Raw genomic sequence first — 15,058 nt, forward strand, 5'->3', positions numbered from 1 at the left:
TTCCGCTATTCATTATAGCAACATCGCCTCCAAAATTACACAAAAAAACAAACCCTTTATTAAAGGGTTTGTTCATTGTCTACATATTCAGCTATTTTTTGAACAACGCCAGGTTCAAGTTGCTCTAGTACAGAAGCCGCTTGTTCTAAAGCTGCATCGTATTGATATTCACGGAATAATTTCTCCGCATAATCTAAGCTTTCTGCAAGATTCTCATCATGACTGCGGTAACGATTACCGTATTGAATTAATTTTTCAACTAAATATGCTTGTCCAATTAACTCTTCCGTCATTTCAGATACACCATTAACAGTTGTGTACGCCTCTTCTAAACTGCTATTTACAGCATTCATATTTAACGGCTTTATTTCTAATTGATCATATACAGCGTGCATTGCCATTTGTCCTCTTTGTAAATCTTCCATAATGCTCTCTGGAAGACCTGGCAAATTCGACTTTTGCATAAAGCGTTTCGTTTCTAAAATTGTATTTCGCATTTCTTGTAATTTCTCACGCGCTTCAAATTCTTCTTTACGCATCGTCTGCAGCATTTCTTTATATTCTGCATGAAGTACTTTTAAAGTTTCACATTGCTCATAAACCTCTTCTAGTTCCTCACGAATAATAGAGAATGCGATATCTTGTTCAGCAACGCGTATTTGCAACACTTCAAAACGTTTCATTAAAATATGCATTTGCTTTTCAATTACTTTTTGCGACTCAATGTCTTTGTCTTGTAATTGATAACTTTGTTTTACAAGTTGTGTTTCTGTTTTCGTTTCAATTGTTTCAGTGCGAATTTCTTCTAAATCTTCATAAACAGAAAATGTTTTTTGCTCCACATAATGTTTCGCATGCACTTCTTGTTCAAGTTGATCATAAAAACTATCTAAACGAGTTTTTAAGTTCTCTACTTTTTCTGCTGCTTCCGTTATATGAAGCTCCTGTATATCCATTAAACATGTGTGTAGTTGTGTCGTCATATCGCGGACTTCTTTAGGAATTTCCAAATACTCTAATACATAGCCTTGTCTTATCATATCATCATGACCTTGTAATAAGTCTTCCAGCTGAACTGGTAATGTCGCTTGACACTCTACTAATAAATCTGGAATTTGATGAATGATGATTTCTAAACTTGCTAAACCTTCTTCTAAACTAATAACAATTTCTCTCGCTTTTAAATAATCACCATTATCTGTTGCCTCTTCAAAAGTTTTGAACTTCTCTGATTCAACGTCTAACATCTCTTCGATCCTTTGCTCAGCTGCTCCATACATGTGTCGATGAGCAAGAACGCTCTTTTTCATACTACGATATGTATCACGTAACCCTTCAATTTCCGAGCTATTTTTCTCATGGCTTTCTAACAGTTGCTGTAATTCATTTAAAATGTCTGTAATACGATTATCAGCGTCATCTAAACCACTTATGGATTCTTTCATCGCATGCTTTGCTTTGCGGAAGGAGAATTGCGAGGCGAATTTTCGCGCTTGCCCTAAATCTTTTTCAGCTTTTGGAAGAGTTGTTGATACAATTTCATCCCACTCTTCACGCCATTTACCAAACAGTTCTTCTGTTTGACCTGTCATATTTAAATCTTTCACCCGCTTTAGTTCATCTGCCACAGGTTTATCTTTTATTTCTTGTTTCCACTGCTCCAGTGCTTCAATATCTTTATATGAACGATTTCTTATCACAAGCTCTATCATGAGCAGCACTAGAATAGAGCTTACTACAATGATAACGATCGTCAGGATAGAATCCATGCAAAAAAGCCTCCTAGTTATATCTCTTTTTTTGTCCGTTCCGTTTATGAAATGGAAGGCATTATGTATAAAAAGGGAATCCCCCTATATTTAACAACTAACAATGTACTAATCATACCATGTAATGACGTGTTTTTGACCTAGTTTTTTTTAAAATTTCATGTTTCTTTAAATGCACTTGTAATCTTTCTTAACATTCCGCTTTTTTTATTCTTCAGCCTCAAATGAATGCAATAAAGAGCACTCTTTCAGATGAGATACGAAATAAATCTTTCGCATTAGTGGCGGTTCTACAGAAATCGCACGCACGTTACCTTGCATTACCGCTTGCTGTACCGCTGTTTCCGGAAGCAACGTTATACCCAGTCCAGCTCCTACCATCGCAATCATCGGTTCTGCATAAGATGTTTCAACTGCAATTATCGGTTTCGTACCCATACATTGAAACACATTCATAATCATTTTCCTTACATCGCATATTTCTGGGTATACGATTAACTTTTCATTTTGCAACTCTTCCATTCGGATTACCGTTTTCTCTTTATACGGATGATTATTTGAAACGGCACAAACGATTTTTTCTTCCCGTATTTCTTTTATATACGTAGCGCCTTCTATTACTGAATCAATAAACATTGCTTCAATTTTTCGCGCTTTAAATAATTCCATTAATACTTTCGTATGCTCAATTTGCCATTCTATTTCATATGTATCCGCTAATAAGTCTTTACACTTTGATATGTAATGAGCCGCTAAACTCGGCAATATACCTATTGAAATTTTCTGCTTCTCTTGATATCCCTTCATTTCCGTTTTCACTTCACTTATTTGTTCCAAAATCGGTAACATTCTTTCTATAAATAATTCTCCAGCCTTTGTTAATTCTACTCCTTGAGCAGAACGCTTGAGTAGAGTAATCTCTAAATCCGCTTCTAATCTTTGAATTTGTTTACTAAGCGCTGGTTGTGAAATATGTAAAAGTTTACTCGCCTTTGATAAACTTCGCGTTTGCTTTACTTCAATAAACGATCGTACTGCCTCCAAATCCATCATACACACCTCTAACAAAAAGTTATAACTGCCATAAAAAATCGATATTTCCTTCTACAAAGAATTACTCTTTATACTTATTTCATCAACTTACTATAACGAAGTAAAAAGGAGAATGATACTCTTGGCCAAAAAACAAATGCTACTCGGATCCCTTCTATGCTTACTTGCTGTAACAGCTTGGGGATTTATGTTTCCTGTAATGGCAAATGCCTTGCAATTTATCGACCCATTCTTCTTCACAACTATCCGATACGGATCAGCAGCTATCATTTTTCTTATTTTGCTATTAATCACTGAGGGGAAAAATTCTCTCCGCTTAGAAAAACGAACACTTTCGTTATTCTTTTATGGAACAGTCGGTTTCGCTGGGTATGGCTTTCTAATTTTTTATGGTCAACAGCTTGCCGGGCCTTCTGGAGCCATCCATGCCGCGATGATTCAGTCTCTTATGCCACTCATCGCTTTATTATTGCAGTGGATAACAAAAAACAAACGCCCACAAAATTACACATTTCTTTGTATGTTCGTTGCATTACTCGGTGTTATGCTCGTCATTTCAAAAGGAAATATTCATTTATTATTTGGAGCAGCAAGCCACTTATCAACAAATATATTTATGTTATGCGGCGTTACTTGCTGGGTAATTTACACGAACGGCGGTGCTCGTTTTCAATCTTGGTCACCACTCAGGTATACGACGTTAACTTGTTTATTCGGCTCAATTTCACTCATCATTATTGTCACTTTCTTTACTTACACAAACGTCGTTAATGTACCATCATTATCTACAGTTATGAGCGTTCGTTTTGAGCTCTTTTATATGTCGATTATCGCCGGCGTTATAGCTGTATTTTGCTGGAACACAGGAAATCGATATATTTCATCTATTAACGGCATATTATTTATGAATTTAGTTCCTGTACTTGCACTTATCGGCTCTATCTTTCGAGGTTACACAGTCGACAAAATTGAAATTGCCGGCGCCTCATTAACAATTATTGCGCTATTATTCAACAATTTATGCCAAAGAAAACAAGACATAAAAATCCCCACCTCAGTTCGTTAGGTGGGGATTTTTCACATATGAACAGCTCTTGGCCATTCATAGTACATATTCGCTTTATATAATGTTTGTTCCATCCATTGCTCAATTTCTTTCGTGTACATTTCTAGGAAAAATGTCTCGGACGGAAAAGAATGCAACACTTCTGATATATATTGCGGATATAAAAACGGCATATTTATCATGCCTTTTAATTGCGTCATAAACATTGTAAAAGATACCTTTTTAAACTCTTGTTTCATTTGTCCCTGTTTAATGATTTGCTCTATATAATATCTTTCTCTAGAAAAATAAACGGTCATCACTTCACGAATTAATGTCGTATCAAGCGAAAGCTCTCTATAAAAAAAACGTGTCAGTTCTCTATTATCAAATTGATATCGTAAAATCCCGCGCACCATTTGCACCATCACATCTTTAGCCGATAAATATTCTCTCTGTTCAAATGACGTTTCAATTACATGAATATATCCTTCTAAAAAATCAGTAATCAGCTGTTCTAATAACCCTTGCTTTCCAGCAAAATAATATGAAATATTCGCTACATTCACATCCGCTCGCTTTGCAATGTCTCGCACCGATGTCCCGTCATAACCTTTCGTATTAAACAACGATATTGCCGCATCAATTACCTTTTGTTTCGTCTGCTTCATGCGCTCACTTCCCCTCACTGAACAGCTATAGTTTAAATTTCTTGACTTTTAAGACAAATTCCTTTAATTTTCTATCGACAAAGTCATGTGAAATACATCGTATTTTGCTATCATTTTACATATCTCGCTAAAAAGGGAGTTGTTTCCATGTTTACAAAAGAAAGTTATGCAGGATCTCGTGAAGAGCAATATGAGACAGTAATTAAACAACTGGATGCATTATTAACTGGCGAACCAAACGTAGTCGCAAACTTATCAAATGCGTCCGCACTATTAAACCAATTTTTAGATCGCGTTAATTGGGTTGGCTTTTATGTAACAGAAGGAAATCAGCTTGTTCTTGGACCATTCCAAGGAATGCCTGCTTGCGTGCGCATTCCATTTGGACGAGGCGTTTGCGGCGCAGCAGCTGAAACGAAAACAACGCAGCTTGTGGCGGACGTCCATCAATTCCCAGGACATATCGCTTGCGATAGTGCTTCTAATTCAGAAATCGTTGTACCGATTCTAAAAGACGGAAATGTCATCGGTGTACTTGATATTGATAGTCCTGAAAAAAATCGTTTTGACGAAGTAGATCAGCACTATTTAGAAAAGTTTGTGGAAACACTCCTAAAACATATTTAAAAAAGAAAAGAGCGAGTTGTCGATTTAGTACGTTATGTACGAAACCGATAACTCACTCTTTTTTATTGATTAACAGTAGATATTTTCTTTAACGCTTGCTCTAAATCCGAAACGATATCTTCCCATGATTCTAAACCGACAGATAAGCGTATTAAATTATCAAAAATACCCATTTCTTTTCTTAGTTCAGCTGGAATCGCAGCGTGCGTCATCGTTGCTGGATGCTGAATTAATGTTTCTGTATCACCTAAACTTACCGCAATCGTAATAAAGTGAAGGTCATTGATAAACGCTTGCGTCTCTTCTTTTCCGCCTTTTATTGAAAAAGAAATAACACCGCCGCCCCGTTTCATTTGACGGGATGCTAACTCCCCTTCTGGATACCAAACACCTTCTACCGCATCATGATTTTTCAGGAACGATACAATTTTTTCTGCATTATCACAATGGCGATCCATTCTTACCGCTAACGTCTTTAACCCGCGTAATAATAACCACGCATCAAACGGCGCCATAATACCACCGATATCTTTTCGCATCGGACGGATTTTTTCAGCTAGTGCTTTCGTTTTACAAATTGTTACACCAGCTACAACATCACCGTGGCCACCAATATATTTTGTTGCACTATGAACAACAGCGTCACAGCCAAGTTCAAGTGGTCTTTGTAAATAAGGTGAACAAAACGTATTATCAACAATAACAAGTAAACCATTTCGCTTCGCAACCCGAATAACCTGTTTTAAATCAATTAATTTCATTGTTGGATTAATTGGTGTTTCAACGAAAATGAGCTTTGTATTTGGGCGGATTTTATTTTCAATATCAGCCTCTGTTTCCATATCACAAAACGAATGCGTAATCATAAATTTCTCTTCTAACACTTCTAAAAAACCGTAAGTACACCCATATAATCCATTTGAACAAATAATATGATCTCCAGCTTTTAGAAAGCCAATTAAAGTTGCTGAAATAGCCGCCATGCCTGATCCGAAAGCAAGCGCTTCTTCTCCTCCTTCTAACACCGCCATACGTTCTTCAAATAATTTCACAGTTGGATTTCCAAGTCTTGAGTAAATATACGATGGATCCACTCCCGCAAAACTCGCCTCTCCTTGCTGTGCAGTTTCAAATGTAAATGTGGAAGTTTGAAATAAAGGCGGTGTTAAACTCCCTTTATTGTCCTTTGATTCATAACCGTGATGAATTAATACTGTCTCCATATGTTTCTTTTTCATAAAAACATCCCCCTTATGTTTTTATTGCCACATATCCACCAGTAAAAAAACTGATGAACGTTTTTACTATATTTTATGTAAGCGTTTTATTTGTGTTTCTATCTCTTCTTTTATATTGTTTTAAATTCCTTCTTGTTAATTTCCAAAATTTATATGCATAAAACAAAAAGGGAGTCGCTTGACGAAACTCTGGGTAAAAGATATAATAGCGTTTGTGTAAAATAAAAAGGCAGCCTTGTAATGTGAGTTTATCGTTTGTATTTTGTTCCTCTACGGAGGTGTATCTCGTAACTCCCTGCTGCTGGAGCGAAGGTACATGAAAACAAAATGCCCGTAAATATCGATTACGTCTGTTTTTATTTTACGTAAATAAAAACATTTTTAAAGGAGGAGTCAACTATGGCTCGTTATACAGGTCCAGCTTGGAAACTGTCTCGTCGTCTTGGAATCTCTCTAAGCGGCACAGGAAAAGAATTAGAAAAACGCCCTTACGCACCAGGTCCTCACGGTCCTAACCAACGTAAGAAACTTTCAGAATACGGTTTACAATTACAAGAGAAACAAAAACTTCGTCACATGTACGGCATGACTGAGCGTCAATTCCGTCGCACATTTGACCAAGCAGGTAAAATGCCTGGTAAGCACGGCGAAAACTTCATGATCCTTCTTGAAGCTCGTCTTGACAACTTAGTTTACCGTATGGGCTTAGCTCGCACTCGTCGCGCAGCTCGCCAATTAGTAAACCACGGTCACATCATGGTTGATGGAGCTCGCGTAGACATCCCATCTTACCGTGTAAAACCTAACCAAACAATCAGCGTTCGCGAAAAATCTAACAGCCTTGTTGTTGTTAAAGAAGCGATCGAAGTTAACAACTTCGTACCAGAATACTTAACTTTCGATGCTGATAAGTTAGAAGCTACTTACACTCGTCACGCTGAGCGTTCTGAGTTAGCAGCTGAAATCAACGAAGCATTAATCGTAGAGTTCTACTCTCGTTAATGACAAAAAGCCAATCCTGTGGATTGGCTTTTTTCGTTTATATATAAGATAAAATTATTTATTTTCGAGGAACCTTTGGGATAAAATAAGCATGAGTAAACGCTATTCCCCTAGATTTTTTAACATACATATATATCCCAAAAATAATAAAAAGCCACACTCTATTGAATGTGACTACATTAATTTTTCAATTGATTTATTTTCTTCTTCAATTTATAATATCTTAACAGCAAAAGTACCCCTAAGGGTACTTTCTGATTCACATTTTCACTCTTCTTGTCTTTCTTGTCTTTCTTGTCTTTCTTGTCTTTCTTGTTCCCTCGATTTCTTCTGTTTCTTCTTCCTGTTCCGTTTTTATTGTTGATACTCTATCGTACAGATCCATTATTTTCTTCGTCACATTAATTCCTCCCACAACAATTCCAAGCAAACCAATATAAATCAACACAGTAGTTTTATTGTCCACTACTGAAACGATTACAGTAATTACACCACCACAACAAGTCAACATACTTCCCATGACATCCATGTATTCTCGGAATTTAACACCTGCTTTCCGATAACGTCCATACCACCACAAAACTAGTACCACTCCAATAACAAATGCTCCTGTCCACATCACCATGTTAAATCCTTCCAATAAATCCCTCATATAATTACTCCCTTTCCATAAATAAATTTTTGCTGCCTTTTTCTATTTACGGAAAATAATTAAACACCTTCTTTTTATTTTTTAAAAAAGACTTTTTTTAATTTACATCTAATAATTACAGTTAAAACTACGCGTATAATAACAACATTTTCTCTTTGATTTATCGACGACGTCCTTAGACAGATTTATTCTTTCTAGCTAAAAAAGACTGTTTAAAGCAACTAAACAGTTACTTCAAACAGCCTTCATTTTTATATATAAAATAAAATTATTTAGTTTCCTCTTTTTGAACATATACATAAGCATCTTTCTGCTCTTTATGTATATCAACCTTCGTGTTCTCTGCAAGCTGACCCGCATTTAGCAAAGAAAAAATAATGAGCGCTTCTAGTGACATTTTGTTTTACCACTCCTTTCTAGTTGTTATACGTTTATCATACCGCTTACATGTGATTTCCGTATGAACTCGAAAAGGAGATTACAACAAAAAGATTACAGGAATGCTAATGCACGCTATAATAACCATAAAATAGGAGGTGGATTCTTTTTGACAATAAACCAAATGGTTCAACTCGGAAGTTCATTTATGCTATTTATTACTTCAGCACTCGCTAGTTGGTATCAGGGGAGTAATTTGATAGATTATCCTGATGAATGGAAATATAGCGCTAAGTTTACGAATTACTTTAAAGGCACCGTTTCAAATTACCAAGATATTTATCAAATCGATTTCTTTATATATGCGGCAAAATTTTATCCAACAGCATTTATTGTTATGCTTATTAGTTTACTTTATATGCTCGTATTAATTCTTCATATTCTATTTACAAGAACTCGTGAGGTAATCTAAATTCATACATAAAAACCCCGAATCATAAACTTTTCAGCCTACAATTCGGGGTACTATTTGTTTATATTCGTTTCTGATTAGTAACGAATTAAGAAATATTTCTTTTTACCGCGGCGAATGATTGTGAATTTGCCTTCGATGCGGTCGTTTTCTGTTACAACGCAGTCTAATGCTTGTGTACGCTCACCGTTTACGTAGATTGCACCGTTCGTCACATCTTCACGTGCTTGACGTTTTGATGGAGAGATTTTACTTTCTACAAGTAAGTCGATTAATACTGTATCTTCTGCCGTACGTTCTACAGATGGTACGTCTTTGAAGCCTTGTTCGATTTCGCTTGCAGTCAGTTCTGCTACAGAACCGCTGAATAGTGCAGCTGAAATTTTAATCGCTTGCTCTAATGCTTCTCCGCCGTGAACAAGTTTTGTCATTTCAGAACCTAATGCTTTTTGTGCTGCACGTTTTTCTGGTGCTTCAGCTACTTGCTTTTCAAGCTCAAGAATTTCTTCATGAGATAAGAATGTGAAGTATTTTAAGTATTTAACTACGTCGCGATCATCTGTGTTAATCCAGAATTGGTAAAACTCGTAAGGAGTTGTTTTCTCTGGGTCTAACCAAATTGCGCCGCCTTCTGTTTTACCAAACTTCGTACCGTCAGATTTTGTAACAAGTGGAATTGTTAAACCGAATGCTTTCGCATCTTCTTCTGATTTACGGATTAATTCAAGACCAGCTGTAATGTTACCCCATTGGTCACTACCACCGATTTGTAGGCGGCAATTATGGTTTTGGTATAAGTTTAAGAAGTCGTATGATTGTAAAATCATATAACTAAACTCAGTGAATGAAATACCAGTATCTAAACGAGAAGCTACTGTATCTTTTGCTAACATATAGTTTAAACCGAAGTTTTTACCGATATCGCGTAAGAATGAAATTACATCTAAGTTACCAAGCCAATCATAGTTGTTAGCCATTGTTGCTGGGTTGTCCACGTTTTCGAACTCTAAGAAGTTTGAAAGTTGGTTTTTAATGCTTTCTGTGTAGTAAGCAACTGTATCTTTCGTATTTAATGTACGCTCTGCTTTTTTACCACTTGGGTCACCGATCATACCAGTACCACCGCCAACAAGTGCGATTGGTTGGTGACCAGCTAATTGGAAACGACGTAACATTAATACTGGTAACATATGACCGATGTGTAAGCTATCCGCTGTCGGGTCGAAACCACAGTATAATTTAACGCTTTCTTTTTCTAATAATTGCTCAAGTCCCTCAGCATCTGTTTGCTGATTAATTAGACCGCGAAATTCAAGATCTTGTAAAATACCCATATCCTACATACTCTCCTTTAAGTTCATTACTGGCGTGAAGGTTGAAAACATAAAAAAATCGCCCCTTCAAATAAGGGACGATTTTGATTATCGCGTTACCACCCTAGTTGCAGGCAAAAAAAAGCCTACCACCTTATTTACATAACGGCTTAGCACCGTCTTTTCCCTTTTGAATATAATTCAATCGAAAAAAGATGCTCTAGGGGCGTAATTCGCGATCATCTATGTGCTGATTTCCACCGACCATCAGCTCTCTAAAACAGGGAAATGATCACTACTTCTCCCTTTCCACGCTCAATTATTCATATACTTTTCTTTATACCATCATTTATATAGGCGTGTCAAATAGAGGTCGAATTTCTATCCTTTACAACGTCGCAAAGAGTATCGTAATAAGAGAAAGAATTGGAACTCCAACTAGTAACGAGACATGAAACACAACTGATAAATCATTCCCAATTGTCGCCTCCACAGGATCTTTCGCTGGAGAACCAAGAAATCCGATTAATCGATCGAAGCGACTTACCGTTTTTGGAAAGTCCGGTATTTCTACATAGTCACTGTCTAAATGCTGCTGTAATTTATATTCACTCTTAAAGGGATTTTCGCTCAATTTCATCCACCTCCAGCAATTGTTTTAATTTCTTTATCCCGTTATGAAGTCTCGATTTCACTGTTCCAATCGGAATGTTTAATATCTCTGCAATCTCTTTTTGCTGCATATCATGATAATAAGAAAGAATGAGGACCGCTCGCTGTTCTTCAGGAACTTTCAAAATTGCTTCTCTTACTGTGAGCCGATCTTCGTGAGAAAATTCTTTTTCCTGAATCGGCACTAAAAATGGCAAAAGTGTACGCCACTTTTTTCTTCTATTTAATTTATTAATCATAAGACGATAACCAATTTGAAATAAATACGTTTTTATTTTTCCTTTTTCAAGTTCATACATATGCTTCTTTCGTTCTAATGTCAAAAACGTATCTTGCACGAGGTCGATACTTAATTGTTCATCTCGGTTAAATCGATATAAAAATGTGTATAGCGCTGGTTTGATTAAAACATATAGTTTTTCCCCAGCCTGCTTATCTCCACTTTGATACGCAAGCATGAGCTCCTCCTCAATCCCAATCAGCGCCATGATTTTTGATCTCCTTTATTCCTTTTAACGTTAATGAAATACGGGAAATTAAATAGCAACTAGCGACAATAATCCATACTTGCGATTGATTCGTAAAAAATTGAACATACGGGTTTTGAATTGTCTGTCCGGTTGAAACTAAAATATTTAATGCTTGCACACATACGCATGCATACACTGCAAGACAAGCCGAAATCGTATCAAATACATTCCAGCGAAAATACACTTTTGTTTTTGTAAAATCAATTTTATATCCATTTTTCCGTACTATATGTTTTCTATCAAATGGAATGATGATTGAAAACATAACAATCATCATGACCCCAGCTGTAATCATTGATACTTTAAATCCAATTGGCATCGGTAATAGCAAACCACAAGAAAATACAACTATAACTCCAATTAAAGCAAAAGTAAGAAGTAATTTATTAGACATATAAAAGCCTCCCTCATCTATTCTTTCATAAATGTATACAGACGAGGAAGGCGCTTCGTTCAAATATTATTTTATTTTTTTAATAATCTTTGCAGGATTCCCGCCAACTACTACATTATCAGGCACATCTTTCGTTACAACGGCGCCAGATGCGATAACCGCATTATCTCCAATTGTTACACCTGGATTAATAATTGCTCTTCCGCCAATCCATACGTTATCGCCGATTGTAACTGGTTTTCCGTATTCTGATCCGCTTATGCGTTCTACTGGATCGAGCGGGTGCGTTGCTGTATAAATGTGAACACCTGGAGCTAACATACAGTTCACTCCGATTGTAACGGGACATACGTCTAAAATCGTACAATCAAAGTTCGCGTAAAAATTTTCGCCAACATGAATGTTATAGCCGTAATCACATCTAAAAGAAGATTCAAGATGAATGTTATCTCCTGTCGTTCCGAATAGTTCTTTTACAATTTCGCTACGCTCTTTTAATTGCACTTCTGGCGTATCATTTAATTTTCTCGTTAATATACGAGCTTGCTCCCTGTCTTGTACTAAAACTGGATCAGCTGGTATGTACATTTCCCCTAGTATCATCTTTTCTTTTTCTGTTTTCATTTTATCACCCCCCTTAACTTATATATATAAGTTAATAATAACATAAAAAAAGATCTGAACGTTGTTTCGTTCAGACCTTTCTCTCTTAATCTTCCATCGTTGACAAATCACCTGTTGGTAAGTTTAACTCCCACGCTTTTAATACGCGGCGCATAATTTTACCACTTCTCGTTTTCGGTAATTTATCTCTAAATTCAATTTGTCTTGGCGCTGCATGAGCTGCTAGGCCTTTCTTTACAAATTGACGAATCTCTTCTTTTAGTTCTTCAGATGGCTCGTATCCTGCGCGAAGCGCGATAAATGCTTTAATGATTTCACCGCGAACTGGGTCTGGAATACCAATTACACCAGCTTCTGCAACAGCAGCGTGCTCGATTAATTTGCTTTCTACTTCAAACGGACCAACGCGCTCACCTGACGTCATAATTACATCGTCAATACGTCCTTGGAACCAGAAGTATCCGTCTTCGTCCATATATGCAGAGTCACCTGATACGTACCAATCCCCTGGCATGAAGTAAGACTCATATTTTTGCTGGTTATTCCAGATTCCACGCATCATAGCTGGCCAACCTTTACCAATCGCTAAGTTCCCCATTGTGTATGGAGGTACTTCATTTCCTTCATTATCAACAATTGCTGCTTTCACACCTGGAATTGGTTTACCCATTGAACCTGGACGGATTTCCATACAAGGGTAGTTACAAATAACTTGTCCACCTGTTTCTGTCATCCACCACGTATCATGAATACGAAGTCCAAATGCGTTCATACCCCAGCGAATTACTTCTGGATTTAATGGTTCACCGACGCTTAATACGTGACGAACTTGTGATAAATCATATTTTTTAATTGCGTCTTGTCCAGCTCCCATTAACATACGGAACGCTGTTGGTGCGCTATACCAAACTGTTACACCGTAATCTTGCAGTGCTTCATACCACGCTTCTGGACTAAAGCGGCCACCTAAAATAACATTTGATGCTCCGACTAACCACGGTGCGAAAATACCGTAAGCCGTTCCAGTTACCCAGCCTGGGTCAGCTGTACACCAATATACATCATCTTCTTTTAAATCTAATACCCATTTCGCCGTTTGATAGTGCTGAACCATTGCGTTTTGTGCATGAAGAACACCTTTTGGCTTACCAGTAGAGCCAGATGTGTAATGAAGGATTAAACCATCTTCACGGCCTAACCATTCGATATGTAATTCTTTTGAAGCTTGTTCAAATAAAGGGTTGAACGCTACAAGTTTACCGCCCTCTTCTGCATTGTCTCCAACAAGAAAGACTGTTTTTAAAGCTGGTAAATCATTTAATGGTATGCGCTCTAACAATTCAGGCGTTGTAATTAACACCTTTGCTTCGCTATCTTCTAAACGATCGCGAACTGCGCCTTCCATAAACGCTTCAAATAGTGGCCCAACAATTGCCCCTAATTTTACCGCACCTAAAAGTGCGAAATATAATTCTGGAGAACGCGGCATAAAAATAAAAACGCGATCGCCTTTTTCAACATCGCCATAATTTTTCAGAACATTTCCTGCTTTATTAGAAAAATCCTTCATTTCCTTAAATGTATATTTCTCTTTACGAGATCCATCTTGATAATAAAGGGCTACTTTATTTTTTCGATCGGATTTCGCATGCTTATCAATTGCCTCATACGCCATATTCACTCGGCCTGTTTCATTCCAAGTAAAATTTTTATTAACCTCTTCCCAGTTAAAATTCGCATATGCCTCTTCATAATTCGGCAAATTATTTTTTCCTTTAATGACAGGAAGCGTTTCTATTTTCATACTTTACATCCCCCTCCTATGTATTCTATTATCTATTATAATGATATTATTTAAAATTTTCAGTATATTTGTTGATTTTTAGACAAATTTTTACTGACAAAATTCGATTCACATCGCATATATTATAAAGTACGATATTAATAGATTCACAAACCCTCAAGGTGGTGAGCAATACATTGATTCATAAAAAAATATATAATGCTAGAAACTTAAAAACAGCGAAGGGCACTTTAATTATTGAAGGTCCTGTCTCTACACATAATCTTGAAATGTATGAATTCCATCCAGATTTAGTTGCGTTTCGTCCTGCCGAACAGCAATATAAAGCAATTGTCGAAATTTCTAAATTACCAGAAGCTCGTCTCATTATTGCTAGACATGACCAAACGATTGTTGGATATGTTACATACTTGTATCCTGATCCGCTCGAACGATGGTCAGAAGGAAAAATGGAAAACTTAATTGAGCTCGGGGCAATTGAAGTCGTCCCAGCCTTCCGTGGATGCTCTGTCGGAAAGAACTTATTAGAAGTGTCTATGATGGACGATTATATGGAAGATTATATTATATTAACGACTGAATATTATTGGCACTGGGATTTAAAACAAACAGGCTTAAATGTTTGGGAATACCGAAAAGTAATGGAAAAGATGATGAATGCTGGTGGGTTACAATGGATGGCTACAGATGATCCTGAAATTTGTTCACACCCTGCTAACTGTTTAATGGTCCGGATTGGAAAACGTGTTGATACGGATTCCATTCAAGCATTTGATCGTCTACGTTTTCACAATCGCTTTATGTATTAATAAAG

Annotated in this window: 17 protein-coding genes and 1 other annotated feature; of the genes, 5 read left to right on the top strand and 12 right to left on the bottom strand. The window is 36.7% G+C overall.

The window, feature by feature from the left end; translation table 11 throughout:
- Window positions 1–59: 59 nt before the first annotated feature.
- Together ezrA and ACP6L7_RS20085 are read right to left on the bottom strand one after the other, a co-directional pair.
- Window positions 60–1,769, bottom strand: a complete 1,710-nt coding sequence (gene ezrA, locus ACP6L7_RS20080) for a septation ring formation regulator EzrA (RefSeq protein ID WP_097833082.1) — start codon at window positions 1,767–1,769, stop codon at window positions 60–62.
- A 207-nt stretch (window positions 1,770–1,976) separates the two neighbouring features.
- The gene (locus tag ACP6L7_RS20085; protein WP_141533383.1) at window positions 1,977–2,822 is read right to left on the bottom strand and encodes a LysR family transcriptional regulator; all 846 of its coding nucleotides are present in this window, start codon (window positions 2,820–2,822) and stop codon (window positions 1,977–1,979) included.
- Window positions 2,823–2,943: 121 nt separating this feature from the next.
- Between ACP6L7_RS20085 and ACP6L7_RS20090 the strand changes: the two genes are divergently transcribed.
- Complete coding sequence (locus tag ACP6L7_RS20090) at window positions 2,944–3,888, top strand: DMT family transporter (protein WP_097833084.1); 945 nt, start codon at window positions 2,944–2,946, stop codon at window positions 3,886–3,888.
- 11 nt (window positions 3,889–3,899) lie between these two features.
- On the opposite strand, the gene refZ is transcribed toward ACP6L7_RS20090, so the two are convergent.
- A complete protein-coding gene (refZ, locus tag ACP6L7_RS20095; RefSeq protein ID WP_071748330.1) occupies window positions 3,900–4,538 on the bottom strand; it encodes a forespore capture DNA-binding protein RefZ in 639 nt (212 codons plus the stop codon).
- Window positions 4,539–4,685: 147 nt separating this feature from the next.
- Here refZ and ACP6L7_RS20100 point away from each other — a divergent pair, with 147 nt between their 5' ends.
- Window positions 4,686–5,165: a GAF domain-containing protein gene (locus ACP6L7_RS20100; protein ID WP_097833085.1), complete on the top strand. Its 480-nt coding sequence runs from the start codon at window positions 4,686–4,688 to the stop codon at window positions 5,163–5,165.
- Between the two features lie 62 nt (window positions 5,166–5,227).
- Here the strand turns inward: ACP6L7_RS20100 and megL are convergent, their stop codons facing one another.
- Window positions 5,228–6,403 (bottom strand): methionine gamma-lyase, encoded by a 1,176-nt coding sequence (megL, locus tag ACP6L7_RS20105; RefSeq protein ID WP_097833086.1) that lies wholly within the window; start codon window positions 6,401–6,403, stop codon window positions 5,228–5,230.
- Between the two features lie 399 nt (window positions 6,404–6,802).
- Between megL and rpsD the strand changes: the two genes are divergently transcribed.
- Complete coding sequence (rpsD, locus tag ACP6L7_RS20110) at window positions 6,803–7,405, top strand: 30S ribosomal protein S4 (RefSeq protein ID WP_097833087.1); 603 nt, start codon at window positions 6,803–6,805, stop codon at window positions 7,403–7,405.
- A gap of 259 nt (window positions 7,406–7,664) precedes the next feature.
- Here the strand turns inward: rpsD and ACP6L7_RS20115 are convergent, their stop codons facing one another.
- Window positions 7,665–8,057 carry a hypothetical protein gene (locus ACP6L7_RS20115; RefSeq protein ID WP_098774758.1) on the bottom strand — a complete coding sequence of 131 codons (393 nt, stop codon included), beginning with the start codon at window positions 8,055–8,057 and terminating at the stop codon, window positions 7,665–7,667.
- Between the two features lie 268 nt (window positions 8,058–8,325).
- Complete coding sequence (locus ACP6L7_RS20120) at window positions 8,326–8,454, bottom strand: transporter (protein ID WP_097833089.1); 129 nt, start codon at window positions 8,452–8,454, stop codon at window positions 8,326–8,328.
- A 150-nt stretch (window positions 8,455–8,604) separates the two neighbouring features.
- Here ACP6L7_RS20120 and ACP6L7_RS20125 point away from each other — a divergent pair, with 150 nt between their 5' ends.
- Window positions 8,605–8,907, top strand: coding sequence for a YjdJ family protein (locus ACP6L7_RS20125; protein WP_141533382.1), 303 nt, complete (start codon window positions 8,605–8,607; stop codon window positions 8,905–8,907).
- Between the two features lie 77 nt (window positions 8,908–8,984).
- Here the strand turns inward: ACP6L7_RS20125 and tyrS are convergent, their stop codons facing one another.
- The 6 genes from tyrS to acsA form a co-directional block, all read right to left on the bottom strand.
- Complete coding sequence (gene tyrS / locus ACP6L7_RS20130) at window positions 8,985–10,241, bottom strand: tyrosine--tRNA ligase (RefSeq protein ID WP_430529361.1); 1,257 nt, start codon at window positions 10,239–10,241, stop codon at window positions 8,985–8,987.
- A gap of 70 nt (window positions 10,242–10,311) precedes the next feature.
- Window positions 10,312–10,541, bottom strand: a binding site (T-box leader).
- 67 nt (window positions 10,542–10,608) lie between these two features.
- Window positions 10,609–10,854, bottom strand: a complete 246-nt coding sequence (locus tag ACP6L7_RS20135) for a hypothetical protein (protein WP_097833092.1) — start codon at window positions 10,852–10,854, stop codon at window positions 10,609–10,611.
- Window positions 10,835–11,380 carry an RNA polymerase sigma factor gene (locus ACP6L7_RS20140; RefSeq protein ID WP_097833093.1) on the bottom strand — a complete coding sequence of 182 codons (546 nt, stop codon included), beginning with the start codon at window positions 11,378–11,380 and terminating at the stop codon, window positions 10,835–10,837. The genes ACP6L7_RS20135 and ACP6L7_RS20140 overlap by 20 nt, the downstream gene beginning before the upstream one ends.
- The gene (locus ACP6L7_RS20145; protein WP_097833094.1) at window positions 11,361–11,816 is read right to left on the bottom strand and encodes a hypothetical protein; all 456 of its coding nucleotides are present in this window, start codon (window positions 11,814–11,816) and stop codon (window positions 11,361–11,363) included. Before ACP6L7_RS20145 ends, ACP6L7_RS20140 begins: the two co-directional genes overlap by 20 nt.
- 66 nt (window positions 11,817–11,882) lie before the next feature.
- The gene (locus ACP6L7_RS20150; protein WP_097833095.1) at window positions 11,883–12,440 is read right to left on the bottom strand and encodes a maltose acetyltransferase domain-containing protein; all 558 of its coding nucleotides are present in this window, start codon (window positions 12,438–12,440) and stop codon (window positions 11,883–11,885) included.
- Window positions 12,441–12,525: 85 nt separating this feature from the next.
- Window positions 12,526–14,244 carry an acetate--CoA ligase gene (gene acsA / locus ACP6L7_RS20155; RefSeq protein ID WP_097833096.1) on the bottom strand — a complete coding sequence of 573 codons (1,719 nt, stop codon included), beginning with the start codon at window positions 14,242–14,244 and terminating at the stop codon, window positions 12,526–12,528.
- 176 nt (window positions 14,245–14,420) lie between these two features.
- On the opposite strand from acsA, the gene acuA reads away from it, so the two are divergent.
- A complete protein-coding gene (gene acuA / locus ACP6L7_RS20160) occupies window positions 14,421–15,053 on the top strand; it encodes an acetoin utilization protein acetyltransferase AcuA (RefSeq protein ID WP_000581397.1) in 633 nt (210 codons plus the stop codon).
- The last annotated feature ends 5 nt before the right edge of the window (window positions 15,054–15,058 follow it).

It is taken from the genome of Bacillus silvicola (genome assembly GCF_050524305.1).
GTDB lineage: Bacteria > Bacillota > Bacilli > Bacillales > Bacillaceae_G > Bacillus_A > Bacillus_A cereus_AT.

Excerpts from the sequence above, each read along its gene's own strand:
- ezrA (WP_097833082.1), bottom strand. The coding sequence starts at position 1,769 with ATGGATTCTATCCTGACGATCGTTATCATTGTAGTAAGCTCTATTCTA.
- ACP6L7_RS20085 (WP_141533383.1), bottom strand. The coding sequence starts at position 2,822 with ATGATGGATTTGGAGGCAGTACGATCGTTTATTGAAGTAAAGCAAACG.
- ACP6L7_RS20145 (WP_097833094.1), bottom strand. The coding sequence starts at position 11,816 with ATGTCTAATAAATTACTTCTTACTTTTGCTTTAATTGGAGTTATAGTT.
- acsA (WP_097833096.1), bottom strand. The coding sequence starts at position 14,244 with ATGAAAATAGAAACGCTTCCTGTCATTAAAGGAAAAAATAATTTGCCG.
- tyrS (WP_430529361.1), bottom strand. The coding sequence starts at position 10,241 with ATGGGTATTTTACAAGATCTTGAATTTCGCGGTCTAATTAATCAGCAA.
- megL (WP_097833086.1), bottom strand. The coding sequence starts at position 6,403 with ATGAAAAAGAAACATATGGAGACAGTATTAATTCATCACGGTTATGAA.
- ACP6L7_RS20140 (WP_097833093.1), bottom strand. The coding sequence starts at position 11,380 with ATGGCGCTGATTGGGATTGAGGAGGAGCTCATGCTTGCGTATCAAAGT.
- rpsD (WP_097833087.1), top strand. The coding sequence starts at position 6,803 with ATGGCTCGTTATACAGGTCCAGCTTGGAAACTGTCTCGTCGTCTTGGA.
- ACP6L7_RS20120 (WP_097833089.1), bottom strand. The coding sequence starts at position 8,454 with ATGTCACTAGAAGCGCTCATTATTTTTTCTTTGCTAAATGCGGGTCAG.
- ACP6L7_RS20150 (WP_097833095.1), bottom strand. The coding sequence starts at position 12,440 with ATGAAAACAGAAAAAGAAAAGATGATACTAGGGGAAATGTACATACCA.
- ACP6L7_RS20100 (WP_097833085.1), top strand. The coding sequence starts at position 4,686 with ATGTTTACAAAAGAAAGTTATGCAGGATCTCGTGAAGAGCAATATGAG.
- refZ (WP_071748330.1), bottom strand. The coding sequence starts at position 4,538 with ATGAAGCAGACGAAACAAAAGGTAATTGATGCGGCAATATCGTTGTTT.
- ACP6L7_RS20115 (WP_098774758.1), bottom strand. The coding sequence starts at position 8,057 with ATGAGGGATTTATTGGAAGGATTTAACATGGTGATGTGGACAGGAGCA.